Source organism: Enterobacter sp. YSU (assembly GCF_016082135.1).
In the GTDB taxonomy this organism is placed as follows: domain Bacteria; phylum Pseudomonadota; class Gammaproteobacteria; order Enterobacterales; family Enterobacteriaceae; genus Enterobacter; species Enterobacter hormaechei_C.
In genome coordinates this window covers 59,883-81,654 of record NZ_CP059487.1, presented here as the reverse complement: position 1 = coordinate 81,654, position 21,772 = coordinate 59,883, and the positions used below count along the sequence as shown (strand labels likewise).

Annotated in this window: 23 protein-coding genes; 14 read left to right on the top strand and 9 right to left on the bottom strand. The window is 57.0% G+C overall.

Annotation, left to right across the window (positions count from 1 at the left end; genetic code table 11):
• Window positions 1-32: 32 nt before the first annotated feature.
• Complete coding sequence (gene ybjG / locus H2Z33_RS00365; protein ID WP_062938122.1) at window positions 33-641, bottom strand: undecaprenyl-diphosphate phosphatase; 609 nt, start codon at window positions 639-641, stop codon at window positions 33-35.
• 7 nt (window positions 642-648) lie between these two features.
• Window positions 649-1,377 (bottom strand): phosphatase PAP2 family protein, encoded by a 729-nt coding sequence (locus tag H2Z33_RS00360; protein ID WP_017693740.1) that lies wholly within the window; start codon window positions 1,375-1,377, stop codon window positions 649-651.
• 167 nt (window positions 1,378-1,544) lie between these two features.
• On the opposite strand from H2Z33_RS00360, the gene H2Z33_RS00355 reads away from it, so the two are divergent.
• On the top strand, window positions 1,545-2,777 hold the full coding sequence (locus H2Z33_RS00355; protein ID WP_015571024.1) for an MFS transporter: 1,233 nt from the start codon (window positions 1,545-1,547) through the stop codon (window positions 2,775-2,777).
• A gap of 90 nt (window positions 2,778-2,867) precedes the next feature.
• Here H2Z33_RS00355 and H2Z33_RS00350 read toward each other — a convergent pair whose 3' ends face one another.
• Both H2Z33_RS00350 and H2Z33_RS00345 read right to left on the bottom strand, forming a co-directional pair.
• Complete coding sequence (locus H2Z33_RS00350) at window positions 2,868-3,680, bottom strand: Cof-type HAD-IIB family hydrolase (RefSeq protein WP_063134816.1); 813 nt, start codon at window positions 3,678-3,680, stop codon at window positions 2,868-2,870.
• Window positions 3,670-4,884: an MFS transporter gene (locus H2Z33_RS00345; protein WP_017384883.1), complete on the bottom strand. Its 1,215-nt coding sequence runs from the start codon at window positions 4,882-4,884 to the stop codon at window positions 3,670-3,672. Before H2Z33_RS00345 ends, H2Z33_RS00350 begins: the two co-directional genes overlap by 11 nt.
• A gap of 82 nt (window positions 4,885-4,966) precedes the next feature.
• Between H2Z33_RS00345 and H2Z33_RS00340 the strand changes: the two genes are divergently transcribed.
• The gene (locus H2Z33_RS00340) at window positions 4,967-5,524 is read left to right on the top strand and encodes a TetR/AcrR family transcriptional regulator (RefSeq protein WP_032647831.1); all 558 of its coding nucleotides are present in this window, start codon (window positions 4,967-4,969) and stop codon (window positions 5,522-5,524) included.
• Between the two features lie 288 nt (window positions 5,525-5,812).
• Here the strand turns inward: H2Z33_RS00340 and H2Z33_RS00335 are convergent, their stop codons facing one another.
• Entirely contained in the window at window positions 5,813-7,498 is a 1,686-nt protein-coding gene (locus tag H2Z33_RS00335) for an aspartate:alanine antiporter (RefSeq protein ID WP_026080732.1), read from the bottom strand.
• A gap of 274 nt (window positions 7,499-7,772) precedes the next feature.
• Between H2Z33_RS00335 and H2Z33_RS00330 the strand changes: the two genes are divergently transcribed.
• Window positions 7,773-8,147 carry an inner membrane protein YbjM gene (locus tag H2Z33_RS00330; RefSeq protein ID WP_017384878.1) on the top strand — a complete coding sequence of 125 codons (375 nt, stop codon included), beginning with the start codon at window positions 7,773-7,775 and terminating at the stop codon, window positions 8,145-8,147.
• A gap of 30 nt (window positions 8,148-8,177) precedes the next feature.
• On the opposite strand, the gene H2Z33_RS00325 is transcribed toward H2Z33_RS00330, so the two are convergent.
• Window positions 8,178-8,447 carry a GrxA family glutaredoxin gene (locus H2Z33_RS00325; RefSeq protein WP_006809455.1) on the bottom strand — a complete coding sequence of 90 codons (270 nt, stop codon included), beginning with the start codon at window positions 8,445-8,447 and terminating at the stop codon, window positions 8,178-8,180.
• Between the two features lie 185 nt (window positions 8,448-8,632).
• Here H2Z33_RS00325 and nfsA point away from each other — a divergent pair, with 185 nt between their 5' ends.
• From nfsA to H2Z33_RS00270, 11 genes are all read left to right on the top strand, one after another.
• Window positions 8,633-9,355: a nitroreductase NfsA gene (gene nfsA / locus H2Z33_RS00320; RefSeq protein ID WP_063134817.1), complete on the top strand. Its 723-nt coding sequence runs from the start codon at window positions 8,633-8,635 to the stop codon at window positions 9,353-9,355.
• A gap of 64 nt (window positions 9,356-9,419) precedes the next feature.
• The gene (rimK, locus tag H2Z33_RS00315) at window positions 9,420-10,322 is read left to right on the top strand and encodes a 30S ribosomal protein S6--L-glutamate ligase (RefSeq protein WP_017693733.1); all 903 of its coding nucleotides are present in this window, start codon (window positions 9,420-9,422) and stop codon (window positions 10,320-10,322) included.
• A gap of 63 nt (window positions 10,323-10,385) precedes the next feature.
• A complete protein-coding gene (locus H2Z33_RS00310) occupies window positions 10,386-10,862 on the top strand; it encodes a YbjN domain-containing protein (RefSeq protein WP_003858385.1) in 477 nt (158 codons plus the stop codon).
• A 350-nt stretch (window positions 10,863-11,212) separates the two neighbouring features.
• Complete coding sequence (gene potF, locus H2Z33_RS00305) at window positions 11,213-12,325, top strand: spermidine/putrescine ABC transporter substrate-binding protein PotF (protein WP_015571013.1); 1,113 nt, start codon at window positions 11,213-11,215, stop codon at window positions 12,323-12,325.
• 143 nt (window positions 12,326-12,468) lie between these two features.
• Window positions 12,469-13,602: a putrescine ABC transporter ATP-binding subunit PotG gene (potG, locus tag H2Z33_RS00300; RefSeq protein WP_006809449.1), complete on the top strand. Its 1,134-nt coding sequence runs from the start codon at window positions 12,469-12,471 to the stop codon at window positions 13,600-13,602.
• Between the two features lie 9 nt (window positions 13,603-13,611).
• Window positions 13,612-14,565: a putrescine ABC transporter permease PotH gene (potH, locus tag H2Z33_RS00295; protein ID WP_017693731.1), complete on the top strand. Its 954-nt coding sequence runs from the start codon at window positions 13,612-13,614 to the stop codon at window positions 14,563-14,565.
• Complete coding sequence (potI, locus tag H2Z33_RS00290) at window positions 14,562-15,407, top strand: putrescine ABC transporter permease PotI (protein ID WP_003858378.1); 846 nt, start codon at window positions 14,562-14,564, stop codon at window positions 15,405-15,407. The genes potH and potI overlap by 4 nt, the downstream gene beginning before the upstream one ends.
• A 42-nt stretch (window positions 15,408-15,449) precedes the next feature.
• Complete coding sequence (locus H2Z33_RS00285; RefSeq protein ID WP_085929694.1) at window positions 15,450-15,947, top strand: YbjO family protein; 498 nt, start codon at window positions 15,450-15,452, stop codon at window positions 15,945-15,947.
• Between the two features lie 40 nt (window positions 15,948-15,987).
• A complete protein-coding gene (gene rlmC / locus H2Z33_RS00280) occupies window positions 15,988-17,124 on the top strand; it encodes a 23S rRNA (uracil(747)-C(5))-methyltransferase RlmC (RefSeq protein ID WP_063134818.1) in 1,137 nt (378 codons plus the stop codon).
• Window positions 17,125-17,236: 112 nt separating this feature from the next.
• Window positions 17,237-17,944 carry a response regulator transcription factor gene (locus H2Z33_RS00275; protein WP_022650690.1) on the top strand — a complete coding sequence of 236 codons (708 nt, stop codon included), beginning with the start codon at window positions 17,237-17,239 and terminating at the stop codon, window positions 17,942-17,944.
• Window positions 17,928-19,397 (top strand): sensor histidine kinase, encoded by a 1,470-nt coding sequence (locus tag H2Z33_RS00270; protein WP_032671249.1) that lies wholly within the window; start codon window positions 17,928-17,930, stop codon window positions 19,395-19,397. The genes H2Z33_RS00275 and H2Z33_RS00270 overlap by 17 nt, the downstream gene beginning before the upstream one ends.
• A gap of 76 nt (window positions 19,398-19,473) precedes the next feature.
• Here the strand turns inward: H2Z33_RS00270 and artJ are convergent, their stop codons facing one another.
• The 3 genes from artJ to artQ form a co-directional block, all read right to left on the bottom strand.
• Window positions 19,474-20,205, bottom strand: a complete 732-nt coding sequence (gene artJ, locus H2Z33_RS00265) for an arginine ABC transporter substrate-binding protein ArtJ (RefSeq protein WP_015571008.1) — start codon at window positions 20,203-20,205, stop codon at window positions 19,474-19,476.
• A gap of 179 nt (window positions 20,206-20,384) precedes the next feature.
• Window positions 20,385-21,053 carry an arginine ABC transporter permease ArtM gene (gene artM, locus H2Z33_RS00260; protein WP_003858369.1) on the bottom strand — a complete coding sequence of 223 codons (669 nt, stop codon included), beginning with the start codon at window positions 21,051-21,053 and terminating at the stop codon, window positions 20,385-20,387.
• Window positions 21,053-21,769 (bottom strand): arginine ABC transporter permease ArtQ, encoded by a 717-nt coding sequence (gene artQ / locus H2Z33_RS00255; RefSeq protein ID WP_063134819.1) that lies wholly within the window; start codon window positions 21,767-21,769, stop codon window positions 21,053-21,055. Before artQ ends, artM begins: the two co-directional genes overlap by 1 nt.
• Window positions 21,770-21,772: the final 3 nt, after the last annotated feature.

Here is a 21,772-nt window from a genome sequence, read left to right as displayed (position 1 = left end):
CGGGGGCTCAAGTGTAACCTGACGGACCGGGGTTAGTCACGTATCCAGCCTTTGCGGATCGGAAGGGCAAACAGAACGCGATAGGCCTGTGATAATCCACGATAAAGCGCCGGACCAAAGAGGCTCCACAGGATGGCTGCGCTGACGCAGCCCATCAGCCCCACCAGGAAACCGCCGACCATATCCAGCGGCCAGTGCACGCCCAGGTAGACGCGGGACCAGGCGATGGCGACCGCCACCCCCATCAGCACCATGCCAGACCACAGGCGATGCCAGAACAGGAAGGCCAGCGCAAAGGTGAAGATCACCGTGCCGTGATCGCTCGGGAACGAGTCATCCGGCGCATGGTGCAGGAAGTTGTAGCCGACGCGATCGACAAACGGACGATCGTGCGGAAAGGCGTGGCCCAGCACGTAGCTTGCCAGCACGCTCACGCCGATCGCCATCGCCATTTTGATCACCAGATGGCGCTGGGCGGTGACCTGTGTACGAGGTCCCCATAACCAGAGGATCACCGCCAGCGCCGGTACAATGCTGATCACATCTTTCGCAATGAAGGTGGCGAGATCGATCATCCATTTCGGTGATGCTGGCGTGGCGTTGAGCAGGTAAAACAGTTCGTAGTTCAGATTTTCTAACATAATCTCGTTACTCTTTAGCAAACCAGGTGGAAACCAGCCCGTAAACCAGCACCTGGGAAAACCAGACCCACCACCCGGCCCACAGGTTGTGAGAGAAAAAATGCGCGCCGCGCATGACCTGGCCGAATCCCATCAGCAGCCCCATAACAACGCCTAACGCGACAAAGGACCATGCCAGGCGCGGACGTTCACGCCAGAAGGCAAAAAACAACCCCATCACCATAAACCCGCTTGAGGCGTGGCCGCCGGGAAAGCAGCGTCCCGGTCCGCTGTCTGCCGGAACGGCGCTGAACAGGGGATACGAGACGGCTTTGCCGCCATACTCCACCAGATCCCACGGACAGCTGTGGTGGCTTATGCTTTTCAGCACCCCAACTACCAGCGCCCCCAGCCCCATCAGAAGCGCGGCCGTCACCAGCCGGGCATTGCGTTTGTAAGCGCCGTAAATCAGCGATGCGGCAGCCAGCGCAATGGTCACATATTTCGCCAGCCGATGGTTCAGCAGATCCAGCAGCGGGTTTTGCTGTAGCGGGAAATGGTGCGTCGCCGCGTCATACCAGAAGCCGGTTATCCATCGGTCAAGCGATTCATCGCGCGAAAGCCAGGTAAAAAGCAGCGCAAGGACGATCAGCCCGAAAAGCTGATAACCATAAAAGCGGGCAGGCAAACGGTAAAGGCGTTTTGTCTTATTTGTCGGTAACTTAGATAATTCTGAAGGGCTGACGGCGTGTGTCATAGTTTCGGTCAATAACGTGAAATAGCACTATCATAGGGAGGGCAACTTAAGGAAACCTTAAACAACAACGATAAGTGCCTTATTTCTGTGTTTTCACGTGATTATGCTATCTCAGACAGCGGCAATTCATTACACTCATCGCGATTTTTTCATATTAAAGAGATTGCATGATAAACCGTTCTTCTTCCGGTAATCGTCTGGGTCGTCAGGCGTTACTTTTTCCTCTGTGTCTGGTGCTTTACGAATTCTCTACCTACATCGGCAACGACATGATCCAGCCAGGCATGCTGGCTGTGGTTGAGCAGTACAACGCAGGTATTGAGTGGGTACCTACATCCATGACCGCCTATCTGGCGGGCGGCATGTTTTTACAGTGGCTTTTAGGGCCGCTGTCGGATCGTATTGGCCGCCGCCCGGTGATGCTGACGGGCGTGGTGTGGTTTATCGTCACCTGTCTCGCCACGCTGCTGGCGCAGAACATTGAGCAATTCACGCTGCTGCGTTTCCTTCAGGGCGTGAGCCTGTGCTTTATTGGCGCCGTGGGCTACGCCGCTATTCAGGAGTCGTTTGAGGAGGCGGTATGTATCAAAATAACCGCGCTGATGGCGAACGTGGCGCTGATTGCGCCGCTTCTGGGGCCGCTGGTGGGAGCCGCATGGGTCCACGTTGCGCCGTGGGAAGGGATGTTCGTCCTCTTTGCCGCGCTTGCGGCCATCTCTTTCTTTGGGCTGCACCGTGCGATGCCGGAGACCGCCACCCGCCTGGGCGAAAAGCTCTCGCTTAAAGAGCTGGGGCGTGACTATAAGGCGGTGCTGAAAAACGGTCGTTTTGTCGCGGGCGCGCTGGCGACGGGCTTTGTCAGCCTACCGCTGCTGGCGTGGATTGCCCAGTCGCCGGTCATTATCATCAGCGGCGAACAGCTTAGCAGCTATGAGTATGGCCTGTTACAGGTGCCGATTTTTGGCGCGCTGATTATCGGTAACCTGGTGCTGGCGCGTCTGACGTCGCGCCGTACCGTGCGTTCGCTGATTATTATGGGTGGCTGGCCCATAGCGGCAGGGCTGATTATCGCGGCGGTGGCGACCGTAGTCTCGTCCCATGCGTACCTGTGGATGACGGCGGGGCTGAGCGTTTATGCGTTTGGTATTGGCGTGGCGAATGCCGGCCTGGTGCGCCTGACGCTGTTCGCCAGTGAAATGAGTAAAGGCACGGTGTCTGCCGCGATGGGGATGCTGCAAATGCTGATTTTCACCGTCGGTATTGAGGTGAGCAAGCATGCCTATGCTTTCGGCGGTAACGGACTGTTCAGCCTGTTCAATCTCGCAAACGGTGTGCTGTGGGTAGGGCTGATGGTGGTGTTCCTGAAAGACAAACGCGTCGGAAACGCCCTGCAACCGTAATTCTTATTCCCTCTCCCCCGTGGGCGAGCTCGGGACAGTCCCCTCTCCCTGTGGGAGAGGGTTAGGGTGAGGGCACCAGAGCGCACGGAATCAATTAAACGGCGCCCTCCCATCCAGCACCCTATCAATTACGTCCAGCACCCCTTCGTCATTATTGTCCGGCGCTTCATAGCGGGCCACCGCTTTAATATGCGGTCTGGCATTGGCCATCGCGAAGCCAAACCCAGCCTGGCGCAACATCTCCACGTCGTTACCGCTGTCGCCAAAGGCCACCACTTCACTGTCCTCAATGCCCCAGCGCGCTTGCAGGATCCGCAGGCCGTTAGCTTTGTGTACGCCGGGGATAATCAGGTCGATACTGCCGTGTCCCGTGGTCACCGGCACCATGATGTCGCCAAGCTTCTCATGCAGCAGCGCCTGAATGCGCGGAATTTCGTCGTCAGAGACGTTTAGCCCGAATTTGAAGAAAATATCGTTGAGGTTGTCAAAGCTGCTGACGCTTTCAAGGCGGTGATAGTATTTCGCAGCAATCTCTTTGAAGAGGTCGTTATACGTTTTCAGCGTGTAGGCGCTGTTTTTTCCGCAGGCAATTATCTCAATGCCGGGCACGTCGTTTAACAGGGTGGCGACGGTCAGAAAATGCTCTTTCGACAGTTCGCCGTTAAACACGTCTTCGCCCGCATCCACCACCCAGCCGCCGTTTTCGGCGACGAAGGCAATTTCATGGGCGATCTCCGGGAAAAATGAGATCAGCTGGTAGTACTGGTTTCCGCTGGCGACCACAAAACGGATGCCTTGCGCTTTCATGCGCGCGTACTGCGCCAGAAAACGCGCGCGGTTATAGGTTTTCGCATCGCTCAGGAAGGAGCCATCCATGTCGACTGCAATCAGTTTAACGCTCATATCCCTTCTCCATTGACGTTGTTTCTGCTTCCGGTTTTGCCACCGCTCGCGCCACCAGGGCGGCAATAATGACTAACCCTAATACCACCAGCATCGCGCTGCGTAACCCGTAGTGCTCACCGAGGAATCCAAGCAGCGGCGGGCCCACCAGGAAAGCGAGGTAGCCCGTGGTCGCCACGACGCTCACGCGCGTCGGCGCGTCGGGGCCGGTATCGCTGGCAGCGGAAATGGTCAGCGGGAAGCCAAGGGAGGCGCCCAGTCCCCACAGGATCACCGACACGCCGGCAATCCAGTCCACATCCACAAAGATAATCATCGCGATGCCCAGCCCACCCAGCAGGGCGCTGGCACGGACGACAGCCACGCGGCTGTAACGGTCGATAAACCAGCCCCCGGTAAAGCGTCCGACGGTCATGCCGAGCGTAAACCCGGCGTAAATCAGCGAGCCGGAGGTGGGGCTAAATCCGTGCCCGTCTACCATCAGCAACGGTAGCCAGTCGTTGGCGGATCCTTCAGCAAACGCCATCGCCAGTACCACCACGCCAATCAGCATCAGCTGGAAATCGCGATAGAAGGGCAACCCTTTTGCCGCAGACTTCTGTTCGTCCGAGGCATTTTGTCCTGTGCCTGCGGGAATAGCCCTGATGCCGGTGAGGATCGGGATAATGCAGACCAGCGCCGCGAGTAAAATGTGCACATTGGCCGCAATGCCCAGCGCCGTCAGCGCCATCCCTATGCCCGCGCCCGCCAGCGTGCCGAGGCTGTAAAAGCCATGCATCATCGGCAGCACCGTTTTGTTCATCGCCTGTTCAACGGCGGCCCCCTCGACGTTAATGGCCACTTCCGCCGCACCAAAGCTGCCGCCAAATACCATCAGGCCAAGGGCAAACATCAGCGGCGAGGCGAACCACAGCGCCACGCTCAGACCGAGCATTCCCACCACGGCGCAGCACATGGTGGTGCGGATCACCGCGCGCGTGCCAAAGCGTTTCACCAGCCAGGCCGAGCAGAGAATGCCGCTCATCGAGCCAATCGACAGGCCAAACAGCACGATCCCCATCTCCGCCGTCGAAACGGATAGCGTATCGCGGATTGCCGGGGTGCGCGTTGCCCAGGAAGCCATCAGCAGCCCGGGGATGAAGAAGAACATAAACAGCGCCCACATGCGCAGATGCAGGGCTTTGCGAGGAGAAGTTAGCGTCATTGGGATCAGCACCAGAAGTACAACAATAGCGACAACACTAGCAACTTTGTGTACATTTGTACATAAACCGGATGAGGATTTTATGAGCAGACCACCGAACGACCCTAACCGCCGCGAGAAGATACTCCAGGCGACGCTGGACACCATTGCTGAGCACGGTATTCATGCCGTCACGCACCGCAAAATTGCCACCTGCGCAGGCGTGCCGCTGGGGTCGATGACCTACTATTTCGACGGGATGGAGTCGCTTCTGGAGGAGGCATTCACGTGGTTTACGCAGCAGATGTCTCAGCAGTACCGGGATTTCTTCGCGGGGGTTACGGGGCGCGAGAGGGCGTGCGAGGCCATTACCACGCTGATCCACAGTTCAGCCGTGACCACGCCACACAATATGGCGCTGATGTATCAGCTGTACGCGTTTATGCACCGCAGCGCCGCGCTGAAAACGGTGATGCAGGACTGGATGAAGATGAGCCAGGCTACGCTGGAGCAGTGGTTTGATCCGGCCACCGCCCGCGCGCTGGATGCGTTTATCGAGGGGATGACGCTGCATTTTGTGACCGATCGGTCGCCGTTAACTCGGGAGGAGATCCGGGTGATGGTGGGGCGAATTGCCCGTGAGCAGATGCCACGCGATTAGCAGAAGGGCACCATGATGTTACCGGCCCAGAACTTTTGCCTGGAGTCGATTCGACTACCTTACTTGCCGGGTGACGACTTCGCCTTACACGGCCTACAATCCTGAATCTTAAATTTGTATTTCTTCAGGCAACAAAAAACCCATCAACCTTGAACCAAAACGGCGGGGTTGATGGGCTCCACAAATTGGGGACATCAAAGAAAAGCAGTGGCACTAGTTATGACTGCACCCTGCGTAAAAAGTTCTGCGCGTAACGAAAATTTTTTCAGCCACACGCAAACTTGAGATTTATCCGAGTCCAGGCCAGATAATGATGATCAGCGTACCTGCCAGCGTCAGCAGCACGTTGGCGATTGCGTACGTGCCTGCATAGCCCAGCGCCGGGATATTGCTGCGCGCGGTGTCGCTGATGATCTCCATCGCCGGTGCGCAGGTGCGCGCGCCCATCATCGCGCCGAAGAGCAGGGCGCGGTTCATGCGCAGCACGTAGGCGCCGAACAGGAAACAGATCACCACCGGTACCAGGCTGACGATAAGTCCGGAAACCAACATTTGCCAGCCGACCGCGCCCAGGCCGTTGCCAATGCCGCTCCCGGCGCTTAATCCGACACCCGCCATAAAGACCATCAGACCGAACTCTTTCACCATGTTCAGCGCCCCCTGAGGGATATAGCCGAAGGTGGGATGGTTCGCTCGCAGGAAGCCCAGCATGATCCCGGCGAACAGCAGACCGGCTGCGTTACCAATGCCGAAGCTAAAGTTGCTGAACTGGAAGGTTATCATCCCGATCATCAGGCCGACAATGAAGAAGGCGCAGAAGGCTAACAGGTCCGTCACCTGGCTGTGGATCGAGATAAAGCCGATACGGTCGGCAACGGTTTTAACCCGTCGGGCATCGCCGCTGACCTGCAACACATCGCCTTTATTGAGCACCACGTTATCGTCGATAGGCATTTCAATCTGGCTGCGGATCACGCGGTTGAGGAAACAGCCGTGGTCGGTCAGCTTCAGCTGTGCCAGACGGCGGCCCACGGCGTTGTGGTTTTTCACCACAATCTCTTCGGTGACGATACGCATGTCCAGCAGGTCGCGGTCAAACACCTCTTTCCCGTTGCGGAAGCTCGGATCGAGACGCGCGTGGGCGTCCGGGTAGCCAACAAGGGCGATGTCATCGCCCATCTGGAGCACCGCGTCACCGTCCGGGTTTGCCAGAATGCCGTTACGACGGATACGTTCGATGTAGCAGCCGGTCTGACGGTAGATCCCCAGCTCGCGCAGGTTTTTCCCGTCGGTCCAGGCAACCAGCTCCGGCCCGACGCGGTAGGCGCGGATCACCGGCAGGTAAACTTTACGTTTGGAGTCCGTGTCCAGGCCGCGCTCGCGGGCGATGGTCTGGGCGCTGGTCTGGAGATCCTGATGCTGAAGTTTTGGCAGATAGCGCGCGCCAACAATCAGGCTCACCAGACCAATCAGATAGGTCAGGGCATAGCCCAGACTCAGGTTGTCCAGCGCGGAGGAAAGCTGCGTGCCTGCCATGCCAGAATGACGAAGCGTATCCCCCGCGCCAACAAGCACCGGCGTGGAGGTCATCGAGCCTGCCAGCATACCGGCCGTTAAGCCGATGTCCCAGCCAAACAGTTTGCCCAGTCCTAACGCAATCAGCAGGGCGCTGCCGACCATCACCAGCGCCAGCATTAGGTAATTTTTGCCGTCTCGGAAGAAAATGGAAAAAAAGTTCGGACCAGCTTCCACGCCTACGCAAAAAATAAACAGCATGAAACCTAAGTTAAGCGCGTCCGTGTTAATACTGAAATGTTGTTGACCTAATAACAGGGAGACGACTAAAACGCCAATGGAATTACCAAGTTGAACTGAACCCAGGCGTAATTTACCCAGACAAAGGCCCAGCGCCAGTACCACAAATAATAACAGGATGTAATTCCCATTTAACAAGTCTGCGACGTTTATATTCACGGAGGCTAACTTCTTGTTTACCAGTAAGTTGTTGAATGAAAGGACTATTTGGGCTACTGTTTTCAGAGTCAGGGAATCACTTTGCATCTCCCTGCTTCCTGATAAATACCCTAAACACTAGCAGTCGGTTAGTTTAATCGTAATAGCTACCGACAGCTACCTATTATCGCACGACTTCTGTGCGTGCTTTGGCAAGGATTGCCGCATTGCTTTATCTGACTGGGCGTCCACCGGACGATTTTTGTATTTGATAGAGATAAGTCAGGAGGATAGTTTGAACTTTAAACGAAACTGGGCTGGCGTAATCAGCTGTTTTTTGCTGTTTACGGTCGTTTGCATGTCGCTCGCTTTTAACGTGAAAGGCGCCTTCAGAGCGTCCGGTCATCCCGAGCTGGGCCTGTTGTTCTTCATCCTGCCGGGGGTAGTCGCCGGTTTTCTCTCGCGTAAAGGCGAGGTGGTGATGCCGCTTATTGGGGCAATGCTTGCGGCCCCGCTCTGCCTGCTTCTGATGCGCGTGCTGTTTCTCTCGTCGAGAAGCGTCTGGCAGGAAGTGGCGTGGCTACTGAGTGGCGTTTTCTGGTGTGCGCTGGGCGCGCTCTGTTTCTTATTTACGCGCAGCCTGCTGCAACAGAGGAAGCACCGTAAATAAAAACGCCCTCAGGGGGAGGGCGTCTTCGCATTACTGAGCCGCAAACAGGCCCAGGTGTTCTTTGGCGTAGGCCTCAAAATCGGTGCAGCCGCCGATGTGTTTCTGATCGAGGAAGATCTGCGGCACGGTTTCAACCGGTTTACCCACGGTTTTTTCCAGATCGGCTTTAGTGATGCCTTCCGCGTGGATATCCACGTAACGGAAGTTGAAATCATCACGTTCTTCAGTCAGTTTCTCTGCCAGCTCTTTCGCGCGTACACAGTAAGGGCATCCTGGACGACCAAAAATTACTGCAAACATTTCTCTCTCCTCAAAAAACAAGCCTGACGGCGAATGGCGCCTATAGTGCACGATAACCTGCCGTCATGGAAAGAAGGTTTCACCTGTCACTTTGATACAGTCAGGCTATGTTTCGCCAATTACATCAGGTGGATCATTGCCTATACTGGCTGCCATACGTTTTACGCAACACAAAGAGAGACAAAATGACGCCAACCATTGACCTGCTTCGTTCCCACCGTTCCATTCGCCATTTCACCGATGAGCCGATTACCCAGGCGCAGCGGGAAGCGATCATCGACAGCGCAAGAGGCACCTCCAGCTCCAGCTTTTTGCAGTGCAGCTCCATTATCCGCATCACCGATCCGGCGATGCGTGAGCAGCTGGTAACGCTGACGGGCGGACAAAAGCACGTTGCCCAGGCGGTTGAGTTCTGGGTGTTCTGCGCCGATTTTAACCGTCATCTGCAAATCTGCCCCGAGGCCGAGCTGGGGCTGGCGGAACAGCTGCTGCTGGGCGTGGTGGATACGGCGCTGATGGCGCAAAACGCGTTCACGGCGGCGGAATCGCTGGGGCTTGGCGGCGTCTATATTGGCGGGCTGCGTAACAACATCGAAAGCGTGACGGAACTGCTGAAGCTGCCGAAACACGTGCTGCCGCTGTTTGGTCTGTGCCTCGGCTGGCCGGCGGATAACCCGGATCTGAAGCCGCGCATTCCTGCTGCGATGCTGGTGCATGAAAACCACTACCAGCCGGTCGACCAGGACGTTCTGCATCAATACGATGAAGAGCTGGCGAACTACTATCTGACGCGCGACAGCAACAACCGCCGCGACACCTGGAGCGACCATATTCGTCGCACCATCATCAAGGAGAACCGCCCGTTCATTCTTGATTACCTGCACAAACAGGGCTGGGCAACGCGGTAGTCCATTCCTCCTGCGCCTCGTGTATGATAGGCAGGCTTTTACCATGTCTTTAGAGAGGTGCAGGGTGAAAATTGCCATATTGTCCCGGGATGGAACGCTCTATTCATGTAAACGCCTGCGAGAAGCGGCGGCGAAACGCGGACATCAGATTGAGATCCTCGATCCGATGTCCTGCTATATGAACATCGACCCTGCGGCATCGTCGATTCATTACAAAGGCCGCAAACTCCCGCATTTTGATGCGGTGATCCCCCGCATTGGCTCCCAGATCACCTATTACGGCACGGCTGCGCTGCGCCAGTTTGAAATGCTGGGAAGCTATCCGCTCAACGAGTCCGTGGCGATCTCCCGCGCCCGCGATAAGCTGCGCTCGCTGCAACTGCTGGCGCGCCAGGGGATCGATCTGCCCGTCACCGGGATTGCCCACTCCCCGGACGACACCAGCGATTTAATCGACATGGTGGGCGGTGCGCCGCTGGTTATTAAGCTGGTGGAAGGTACGCAGGGTATTGGGGTGGTACTGGCGGAGACGCGTCAGGCGGCGGAAAGCGTAATCGACGCGTTTCGCGGTCTGAATGCCCATATTCTGGTGCAGGAGTATATTAAAGAGGCCAACGGGTGCGACATCCGCTGCTTTGTGGTGGGCGATGAGGTGGTGGCCGCCATAGAGCGGCAGGCAAAAGAGGGCGACTTCCGCTCTAACCTGCACCGCGGCGGTATCGCGCGGGTGGCCCTTATTAGCGAGCGCGAGCGCGAGATTGCGGTGAAAGCAGCGCAGACGCTGGGCCTGGACGTGGCGGGGGTCGATCTGCTGCGTGCCGGGCGCGGGCCGCTGGTGATGGAAGTCAACGCCTCGCCGGGGCTGGAAGGGGTGGAAAAAACCACAGGCGTCGATATTGCAGGTAAAATGATCGCATGGATTGAACGCCATGCGACGCCGGGATTTTGCCTGAAAACGGGCGGTTAAATGGATCGGCGCGCACTTTTTGCGTAATCTGGACAACGTTTTTATTTAAGAGGCTGCACAGCGATGGATTTACAGGTCGTACCTACACTGGATACGTTACGTCAATGGCTCGATGATGCCGGTATTACTTTCTTCGAATGCGACTCCTGCCAGGCGCTGCATCTGCCTCACATGCAAAATTTCGATGGCATTTTCGATGCCAAAATCGATCTGATTAACGACGTGATCCTGTTCTCGGCGCTGGCTGAAGTAAAGCCTTCTGCGCTGCTGGCGCTGGCGTCTGATCTGTCAGCGATCAACGCCAGTTCTTTGACGGTGAAAGCGTTTCTCGACATACAGGATGATAATCTGCCAAAGCTGGTGGTTTGCCAGTCTTTATTCTCCGGCGCGGGGCTCTCCTTCAAGCAGTTCGCCTGGTTTATGCGCCTGAGCGAAGAGCAAATTTCCATGGTAATGATGGAAGCCAACGCACATCACCTGCTGTATAGCGCGGAAGATGATGCCGAGAATAATGATGCATCTCCCAATTTTCTCCACTAAGCCTGTCTGACTTTTGCGCAGTCGCTGCCAGAGCGGCTGCATAACACCATTTTTTCTGCTGCTTTTAACCTTTCTTTAAAGAGTTTTTCACCTCCTCTCCGGCCGTTTCGGCTTATCACGTAGACATAATCTGCATAAAAAATTGATAAAAGGCGTTTTTTCGTCTGGGCTATAGCCGGAGACACGGGCTACAGTTATTCTTGCGGTGCTTAAAAAAGCGAGCGGAACCTGCCGAGAAGAGGGGGGTATTTTATTTCGGGCAGAGCGACAAACTATGCATGATTATTGCATATCTTCAGGCTGCACAGTTTTGGTTCGTTTGTTAACGAACTTTCAGAAGGAATAACAATATGATCGCCTTGAATAAAAAATGGTTATCGGGTCTGGTTGCGGGTGCTCTGATGGCCGTCTCTGCCGGCACGCTCGCTGCGGAACAAAAAACGCTGCACGTCTATAACTGGTCTGACTATATTGCGCCGGACACCGTCGCGAATTTTGAAAAAGAGACCGGCATTAAGGTTGTCTACGACGTATTCGATTCCAACGAAGTGCTGGAAGGCAAACTGATGGCGGGCAGCACCGGTTTCGATCTGGTGGTGCCGTCGGCAAGCTTCCTGGAGCGTCAGCTGACCGCCGGTGTCTTCCAGCCGCTGGACAAGAGCAAATTACCGAACTGGAAAAACCTCGATCCGGACGTGCTGAAGCTGGTGGCGAAGCACGATCCGGAGAATAAATACGCGATGCCTTACCTGTGGGCGACCACCGGTATTGGCTATAACGTGGATAAAGTCAAAGCGGCGCTGGGCCCGGACGTCAAGCTGGACAGCTGGGACGTGGTGCTGAAGCCGGAAAACCTCGAGAAGCTGAAAAGCTGCGGCGTCTCTTTCCTCGATGCGCCGGAAGAGATTTTCGCCACCGTGCTTAACTATCTCGGCAAAGATCCTAACAGCAGCAAGGCCGACGACTACACCGGTCCGGCAACCGACCTGCTCCTGAAGCTGCGTCCGAATATTCGCTACTTCCACTCCTCTCAGTACATCAACGACCTGGCTAACGGGGATATCTGCGTGGCCATCGGCTGGGCGGGCGATGTCTGGCAGGCGGCGAACCGCGCGAAAGAGGCCAAAAACGGCGTGAATGTTTCCTACTTCATTCCGAAGGAGGGGGCGCTGGCGTTCTTCGACGTCTTCGCGATGCCGGCTGATGCGAAAAATAAAGAGGAAGCGTATCAGTTCCTCAACTACCTGATGCGTCCGGAGGTGATTGCCCACATCAGCGACCATGTCTACTACGCCAACGGTAACAAGGCCTCCGTGCCGCTGGTGAGCGAAGAAATCCGCAATAATCCGGCGATCTATCCGCCAGCCGATGTGTTTGCCAAGCTCTTCACCCTGAAAGTGCAGGAACCGAAAATTGACCGTGTGCGTACCCGCGCGTGGACCAAGGTGAAAAGCGGTAAGTAACGGCGTTTGATATCGTTGCCCGGTGGCGCTGTCGCTTACCGGGCCGACAGATCCCGTAGGCCGGGCAAGCGTTAGCGCCGCCCGGCGATGCGCACCCTGACGGTGCGTTTGCACCAGTGTTGATCTATGCCGGAGAGCACCCCGTGAATGACGCGATCCCCCGCCCGCAGGCGAAAGTCCGTAAAGCGCTGACCCCGCTTCTTGAAATTCGTAACCTCACCAAATCCTTCGACGGCCAGCATGCCGTGGACGATGTCAGCCTGACGATCTACAAAGGTGAAATTTTTGCTTTGCTCGGCGCATCGGGCTGCGGCAAATCCACACTGCTGCGTATGCTGGCAGGCTTTGAACAGCCTACCGCCGGGCAGATCGTGCTGGATGGGGTAGACCTCTCCAGCGTGCCGCCGTACCAGCGGCCCATAAACATGATGTTCCAGTCCTATGCCCTGTTCCCGCACATGACCGTTGAGCAGAACATCGCCTTCGGCCTGAAGCAGGACAAACTGCCGAAAGCCGAAATCACCGCGCGCGTGGCAGAGATGCTGAGCCTGGTGCATATGCAGGAGTTTGCGAAGCGTAAGCCGCATCAGCTTTCCGGCGGCCAGCGTCAGCGCGTGGCGCTGGCAAGAAGTCTGGCGAAGCGTCCAAAATTATTACTGCTCGACGAGCCGATGGGCGCGCTGGATAAAAAGCTGCGCGACCGGATGCAGCTGGAAGTGGTGGATATCCTCGAGCGCGTGGGGGTGACCTGCGTGATGGTGACTCATGACCAGGAAGAGGCGATGACCATGGCCGGGCGCATTGCGATCATGAATCGCGGTAAGTTCGTGCAGATCGGCGAGCCGGAAGAGATCTATGAACACCCGACAACCCGCTACAGCGCGGAGTTCATCGGCTCGGTAAACGTCTTCGAAGGGCTACTGAAGGAACGCCAGGAAGACGGTCTGGTGATTGAATCGCCGGGGCTGGTGCACCCGCTGAAGGTTGATTCTGATAACTCCGTGGTGGACAACGTGCCGGTTTACGTTGCCCTGCGCCCGGAAAAAATCATGCTTTGCGATGAGCCGCCCGCCGATGGCTATAACTTTGCCGTGGGCGAAGTGGTGCACATTGCCTATCTCGGCGATCTGTCGATTTACCATGTGCGCCTGAAAAGCGGCCAGATGCTCAGCGCCCAGTTACAGAACGAACACCGGTATCGCAAGGGACAGCCAACCTGGGGCGACGAAGTGAGCCTCTGCTGGGATGCGGACAGTTGCGTAGTCCTGACGGTATAAGGAGCGGTCATGAGCACACTTGAACCTCCAGCCCGCGTCAAAAAACCGGGCGGTTTCGCGCTCTGGCTGGCGCGCATGCAGATGGCGCATGGCCGCAAGCTGGTCATCGCCATGCCCTATATCTGGCTGATCCTGCTGTTTCTGCTGCCGTTCCTGATCGTCTTTAAGATCAGCCTGGCGGAGATGGCGCGGGCGATCCCACCGTATACCGATCTGTGGGAGTGGGCCGACGGGCAGCTGACGCTGACCTTAAACCTCGGTAATTTCCTGCAACTGACCGACGATCCGCTCTATTTCGAAGCCTATTTGCAGTCGTTACAGGTTGCGGCTATTTCTACGATTTGCTGCTTGTTGATGGGCTACCCGCTGGCGTGGGCAGTGGCGCACAGCAAGCCGTCGACGCGAAATATTTTACTGCTGTTGGTCATTTTACCGTCGTGGACGTCGTTCCTGATCCGCGTGTACGCGTGGATGGGGATCCTGAAGAATAACGGCATACTGAATAACTTCCTGCTGTGGCTTGGGGTCATCGACCAGCCGCTGACGATCCTGCACACCAACCTTGCGGTGTATATCGGGATTGTCTATGCCTATCTGCCGTTTATGGTGCTGCCAATCTATACGGCGCTGACGCGAATCGATTACTCGCTGGTGGAAGCCTCGCTGGACCTCGGCGCACGCCCGTTGAAGACTTTCTTCAGCGTCATTGTGCCGCTCACCAAAGGCGGGATCATCGCCGGATCGATGCTGGTATTTATCCCGGCGGTCGGGGAGTTTGTGATCCCGGAACTGCTCGGCGGCCCGGACAGCATCATGATTGGCCGCGTACTGTGGCAGGAGTTCTTCAATAACCGCGACTGGCCGGTGGCCTCGGCGGTGGCGATCGTCATGTTACTGCTGCTGATCGTGCCGATCATGTGGTTCCATAAACATCAGCAGAAACAGATGGGAGACCACGGATGAACAACTTACCGGTAGTACGCTCCCCGTGGCGAATTGCGATCCTGATTATCGGCTTTACCTTCCTGTATGCGCCAATGCTGATGCTGGTGATCTACTCGTTCAACAGCTCTAAGCTGGTCACCGTCTGGGCGGGCTGGTCCACGCGCTGGTACAGCGAGCTGTTCCACGATGATGCGATGATGAGCGCGGTGGGGCTGAGCCTGACCATTGCGGCGCTGGCGGCGACGATGGCCTGCGTGCTGGGCACTATCGCCGCGCTGGTGATGGTGCGCTTTGGCCGTTTCCGCGGGGCGAATGGTTTCGCGTTTATGATCACCGCCCCGCTGGTTATGCCGGACGTCATCACCGGCCTGTCGCTACTGCTGCTGTTTGTCGCGCTGGCGCACGCCATCGGCTGGCCAGCGGATCGCGGGATGCTCACCATCTGGCTGGCACATGTCACCTTCTGTACGGCGTATGTGGCGGTGGTGATCTCCTCGCGGCTGCGCGAGCTGGATCGCTCCATTGAAGAGGCGGCGATGGATCTCGGCGCAACGCCGCTGAAGGTCTTTTTCATCATCACGCTGCCGATGATTATGCCGGCGGTGATCTCCGGCTGGCTGCTGGCGTTCACGCTCTCGCTCGACGATCTGGTTATCGCCAGCTTTGTGTCGGGACCGGGCGCGACGACGCTGCCGATGCTGGTCTTCTCCAGCGTGCGGATGGGGGTGAATCCGGAGATCAACGCCCTGGCGTCCATCATCCTTGGCGTGGTCGGAATTGTCGGATTTATCGCCTGGTATTTGATGGCGCGCGCGGAAAAACAGCGTGTGCGCGATATCCAGCGTGCAAGACGCGGCTGAAGGAATTACTATTTCCAGTGATGTGCCGCGTATGACGCGGCACTGTTTTTCAGGGAAGTAAAAACATTGGGATTCTTACAAAAAACACGTCATTCGCACGCTCGTCCGAACGTCCCTGCACTGGTGCAGGTGGCGGCGCTCGCCATTATTATGATCCGCTGCCTGGATGTGCTGATGATAATGAACACGCTGGGTCCGCGCGGAATGGGGGAATTTATTCACCGCAGCGCGCAGACGTGGAATCTGACGCTGGTGTTTCTCAGCAGCCTGATGCTGGTGTTTATTGAGATCTACTGTGCGTTCTCGCTGGTGAAAGGACGTAACTGGGCGCGCTGGGTGTATCTGCTTACGCAGATCACCGCCGCAGGCTACCTGTGGGCCGCCTCGCTGGGCTATGGCTATCCGGAGCTGTTCAGCATACCCGGTGAGTCGCGACGCGAGATTTTCCATTCACTGGTGATGCAAAAACTGCCGGATATGCTGGTGCTCTGCCTGCTTTATCTCCCGGCTTCCAGTCGGCGGTTTTTCCGCTTGCAATAATGTGTATAATCGCAGCCCTCGTGTTTCTTAAGGTTTTCATATGCAGTGCGCACTCTATGACGCCGGACGCTGCCGCTCCTGTCAGTGGATAGAACAGCCGGTCTCTCAACAACTCACCGCCAAAATGGCCGACCTGCAACAGCTGCTGACAGCACATGCGGTGGGCGAGTGGTGCGCACCCGTCAGTGGCCCGGAACAGGGCTTTCGCAATAAAGCCAAAATGGTGGTCAGCGGCAGCGTTGAAAAGCCGCTGCTGGGGATGCTGCACCGCGACGGCACGCCGGAAGATTTAACCGACTGCCCGCTATATCCCGCCTCGTTTGAGCCGGTGTTTAGCGCGCTGAAACCGTTTATCGCCCGGGCGGGGTTAACGCCCTATAACGTTGCCCGCAGGCGCGGCGAGCTGAAATACCTTTTGCTGACCGAAAGCCAGATCGACGGCGGGATGATGCTGCGCTTTGTGCTGCGTTCGGAAAACAAGCTGGAGCAGCTGCGCGCGGCGCTTCCGGGGTTGCAGGAACAGCTTCCGCAGCTCAAGGTTATCACCGCGAATATTCAGCCGGTGCATATGGCGATCATGGAAGGGGAGAAAGAGATTTTCTTCACCGAACAGCATGCGCTGGCGGAGAGCTTTAACGGCGTGCCGCTGTGGATCCGTCCGCAAAGCTTCTTTCAGACTAACCCCACCGTCGCCAGCGCGCTGTATGCCACCGCGCGCGACTGGGTGCGTGCGTTACAGGTTCATCACATGTGGGATCTGTTCTGCGGCGTCGGCGGCTTTGGCCTGCACTGTGCCACGCCAGACATGCAGCTCACCGGAATTGAGATCTCCGCCGAAGCGATTGCCTGCGCGAAGCAGTCCGCCGCAGAGCTGGGGCTGACGAATCTGCACTTCCAGGCGCTAGACTCGACCCGGTTCGCCACCGGACAGGGCAACGTGCCGGAGCTGGTGCTGGTGAACCCGCCGCGCCGGGGTATCGGCCAGGCGCTCTGCGACTACCTGAGCCAGATGGCGCCGGAGTACATTGTCTACTCCAGCTGTAACGCGCAGACCATGGCGAAGGATATCGCCAGCCTGCCGGGCTACCGCATTGCGCGCGTTCAGCTTTTCGATATGTTCCCCCATACCGCCCATTATGAAGTGTTGACGTTGTTAACCAAAGCGAAGGCCAGGTAAGGCGAAGCCGCCACCCGGCATAAGCCCCGCACAATGTTCAACAAAATGTGAACTCTTCCCCCGCTCGAAATCAGGTAAGCTTACGTCATAACAAATGATTGAAGGCTTACCCATGAAGCAGATCCTGCTGGTAGAAGACGACCACGATATCGCGGCACTCCTGCGTCTTAATCTGGAAGATGAAGGCTACGCCATTACCCACGAGCCCGACGGGGGCAACGCCTTACAGCGTCTTGAAACACAGCCGTGGGACGCGGTGATCCTCGATCTGATGCTGCCGAATGTCGATGGTCTGGAGATTTGCCGCCGTATCCGCCAGATGACCCGCTACCTGCCCATTATCATCATTAGCGCCCGCAGCAGTGAAACTGACCGTATTACCGGCCTGGAAACCGGGGCGGATGATTATCTGGCAAAACCTTTCTCGGTGCAGGAGCTGATTGCCCGCATTAAGGCGCTGTTTCGCCGTCAGCAGGCGATGGGCCAGGCGCAGACGGACGGCATTATTCAGGCGCACGGACTGACTATCGATCCGCTGGCGCGCACAGTGCGCCTTAACGGTCAACACGTCGATCTCACCCCGCGCGAATTTGAACTGCTCTATTTCTTTGCCCGCCATCCCGGAGAGGTCTTTTCGCGGCTGGCACTGCTGGAGCAGGTATGGGGGTATCAGCACGAAGGCTACGAACACACCGTCAATACCCACATTAACCGCCTGCGCATTAAAATAGAGAAAGATGCCGCCGAGCCGGAGATCGTTCGCACCGTCTGGGGCAAAGGCTACAAATTTGCGGAGCAGAATCATGATGCGTCGCTTTAGCCTGAGCCAGCGCCTGACGCTGCTGTTTACGGCGTTACTGCTGCTCTGCGCCACCGTCGCCTGTGCGGTGCAGCTCTACAGTAGCATGCAGTACGGCAATGCGATGGTGCAGCGGCTCTCCGGTGGGCTGGCGCAGCAGATTGTGCAGCGGGAAGCGATTCTGGATGCGCAGGGCAGGGTGGATCGCAGCGCCTTAAAACCGCTGTTCGACCGGCTGATGACCTTTAATCCGAGCGTCGAGCTGTATGTTGTCTCGCCAGATGGCGATATCCTGGCCGATGCCGCCCCGCCGGGGCACATTCAGCGGCAAAAAATTGACCTTGCGCCGATACAGAATTTCCTCAGCGGGACGGTGATGCCGGTGTTTGGCGACGATCCCCGAAGCCAGAATAAGAAAGTCTTCAGCGCCACCCCGCTGCGGCAGGACGGTGAGCTGAAGGGGTATCTGTACATTATTTTGCAGGGGGAGGAGTCCAACGCGCTGGCGGAGATGGCCTGGCACAAAGCGCTCTGGAGTACGGCGCTGTGGTCGATGCTGCTGGTGGCGCTGTTTGGTCTGCTGGCGGGGTTGCTGCTCTGGTACTGGGTGACGCGCCCGGTTAAAGAGCTCACGCTGGACGTGGCCGGGCTGGAGCAGGACAGCATCAGCGCGATTAAGCAGCTGGCGGCCCAGCCGCTTGAGCCTGCCGGCCAGGATGAAGTGGCGATCCTGCGCAATACCTTTATCGAGCTGGCGCGCAAAATCACCTCTCAGTGGGATCGGCTGGCCGACAGCGACCGCCAGCGCCGGGAGTTTATCGCCAACATTTCGCACGACTTACGCACCCCGCTGACGTCGCTGCTGGGTTATCTGGAAACGCTGTCGCTGAAATCCGCAACGCTGTCGCCGCAGGAGCATCAGCAGTACCTCGCTACCGCGCTGCGTCAGGGGCAAAAGGTACGCCATCTGTCGCAGCAGCTGTTCGAGCTGGCGCGTCTTGAGCACGGCGGCATCAAGCCCCAGCGCGAGCGTTTTGCCATGGCTGAACTGATTTCCGACGTGGCGCAAAAGTTTGAACTCGCTGCCCGCACGCGTGAGTTAAATCTGCACATTGACGTCCCGGGTCCGCTGCCGCTGGTGTTGGCCGATGTTTCCATGATTGAACGGGTGGTGACGAATCTGCTGGATAATGCGATACGCCATACCCCAGCAGGTGGAGACATTCGTCTGGCGGTGTGGCAGGAGAACGACCGGTTACAGGTTGAAGTGGCCGACAGCGGAACGGGTGTTGATGCCGCATTACGGGACGATCTGTTCCAGCGTCCGTCAGCGTTAAATCCACAGGCCTCGCGGGAGCACCGGGGCGGGTTAGGGCTGTTAATCGTGAAAAGAATGCTGGAGCTGCACGGCGGGGGGATCAGGCTGATGGAGTCCGTGAGCGGGGCACGGTTCAGGTTCTTTGTGCCGCTTTAAGAAATTGCCGGGTGGCGGCTTCGCCTTACCCGGCCTACAGACCACCCCCGTAGGCCAGGTCACCCGGCAAAAAAGGTTATTGCGGGAACCACTGCTCGCTGATTTTCTGGTATGTGCCGTCAGCTTTGATCGCTTTCAGCGCGCCGTTCAGTTTCTCAAGCAGAGCCTTGTTATCCGGACGCACGGCAATACCGAGGCCAGTGCCGAAATACTGCGGATCGGTCACTTTCTCCGTCGCTGTACCCAGCTGCGGGTTGGTTTTCAGCCACTCATTCACGACCGCGGTGTCCCCAAATACGCCATCAATACGGCCATTTTTCAGGTCGATAATGGCGTTCTGGTAGCTGTCGTAGGCCACGGTTTTCACTTCAGGATGCTTGTCCTGGAGGTATTTCTGGTGCGTGGTGCCGTTCTCCATGCCGATGCGCTTGCCTTTCAGCTCGTCGAAAGATTTATAAGCCCCTTTCTTCGCAATCACCACCGCAGAGTTCGCGTAGTACGGGTCGGTGAACGCGACCTGCTTGCTGCGCTCTGGCGTGATGTCCATGCCGGAGATCACCGCGTCGTACTTTTTAAATTTCAGGGACGGGATCAGGCTGTCAAATGCGTGGTTAGTAAAGGTGCAGTCGGCCTGCATCTGCTTGCACAGCGCTTTCGCCAGGTCGATGTCGAAGCCGACGATCTGGTTGCTGGCATCCAGCGATTCAAACGGCGGATAGGTGGCAGAAACGCCGAAATTGATTTTATCGGCGGCGGATGCGCCAGCGGCGAAGGTTGCGAGTAATGCGGCCAGAACTAACTTTTTCATTGTAATGCTCCCGTCTGTCAATCTTGTCATTATGCGCCGTGTCTGCGGCATGGATGTACAATGCCACTCAATGAATTTATATGCAATAAATATGATTAAATATTATTTAATGCATAAAAAAATGCGGGTAACCCATCAGGTTACCCGCACTACGAAATCAGCTTTATGCATTAAGTCGATTAATTTCTGCGCTCAAACGCCAGCGCCTTACGCTCGATAAGACGCATCATCAGGGTCAGCAGACCGTTGACCACCAGATAGACAAGACCCGCCGCACCGAACACCATCACGTCGTAGGTGCGTCCGTACAGCAGCTGTCCGTGGCCCATCACTTCCATCAGGGTGATGGTGTAGGCCAGAGAGGTACTTTTGAACACCAGCACGACTTCGTTGGAATAGGAAGAGAGGGCGCGCTTAAAGGCATAGGGCAGCAGGATCGCCAGCGTATCCTTCTTGCTCATGCCCAGCGCCCCGCAGGACTGCCACTGGCCTTCCGGGATCGCGCGAATGGCGCCGTAGAACAGCTGCGTGGTATAGGCCGCGCTGTTCAGGGAGAGGGCAATCAGGGCGCAGAGCCATGGCTCAGAGAGCAGATGCCAGATAACCGGATATTCCTGTAACGACGGGAACTGGCCCGGGCCGTAGTAAATCAGGAAGATCTGCACCAGCAGCGGCGTTCCGGTGAAGAGCGTAATGTAGCCACGTACAATCCACACCAGCACCGGCGTTTTCAGCGTCAGGACGATGGTGAAGATCAGCGCCAGGATCAGCGCCACGATGATAGACGCGACGGTCAGCGTCAGGCTGGTGTGCAGCCCTTTCATCAGTTCGGGTAAATAATCCAGCATCAGCCTGGTCTCCGTTCAAAACGCGTTGCGCGCAGATCAATACGCTTCAGAACGTACTGGCTCAGCAACGTGATCACCAGGTAGATAGCCGCCGCGACGATGTACCAGGTAAACGGCTCCTGCGTACGGGTGGCGATACTTTTGGTTTGCAACATCAAATCGTTCACGCTGATCAGGCTCACCAGCGCGGTATCTTTCAGCAGTACCAGCCACTGGTTACCCAGCCCTGGCAAGGCATGACGCCACATCTGCGGCATCACCAGGCGGAAGAAGATCGCCGCTTTCGACAGACCCAGCGCCTGGCCGGATTCCCATTGACCCTGCGGTACCGCTTTCAGCGCGCCGCGCAGCGTTTGTGACGCATAGGCCGAATAGAGCAGGGAGAGCGCAATCACGCCGCACAGGAACGGGCTGACGTCGAAGTTCTCAATCTGCATCTGCACCGGGATCTGCGCAAAGCCGAGATTAATCGTGAAGCCGTCCGACAGCGTTAACAGCAGCTGTGAGGAGCCGAAATAGATAAACAGGACCACCAGAATTTCCGGCAGTCCACGCAGCACAGTCACCAGCGCTGAACCGAGCCATGCGACAGGGTGCCACTTAACGGACTCCCACACCGCAAAGAACATCGCCAGTACGAGGCCGATAATCAGTGCACAAACGGCAAGGCCGACGGTCATCCCGGCGGCGCTTGCTAAAGGAAAAATTTCATTCATCAG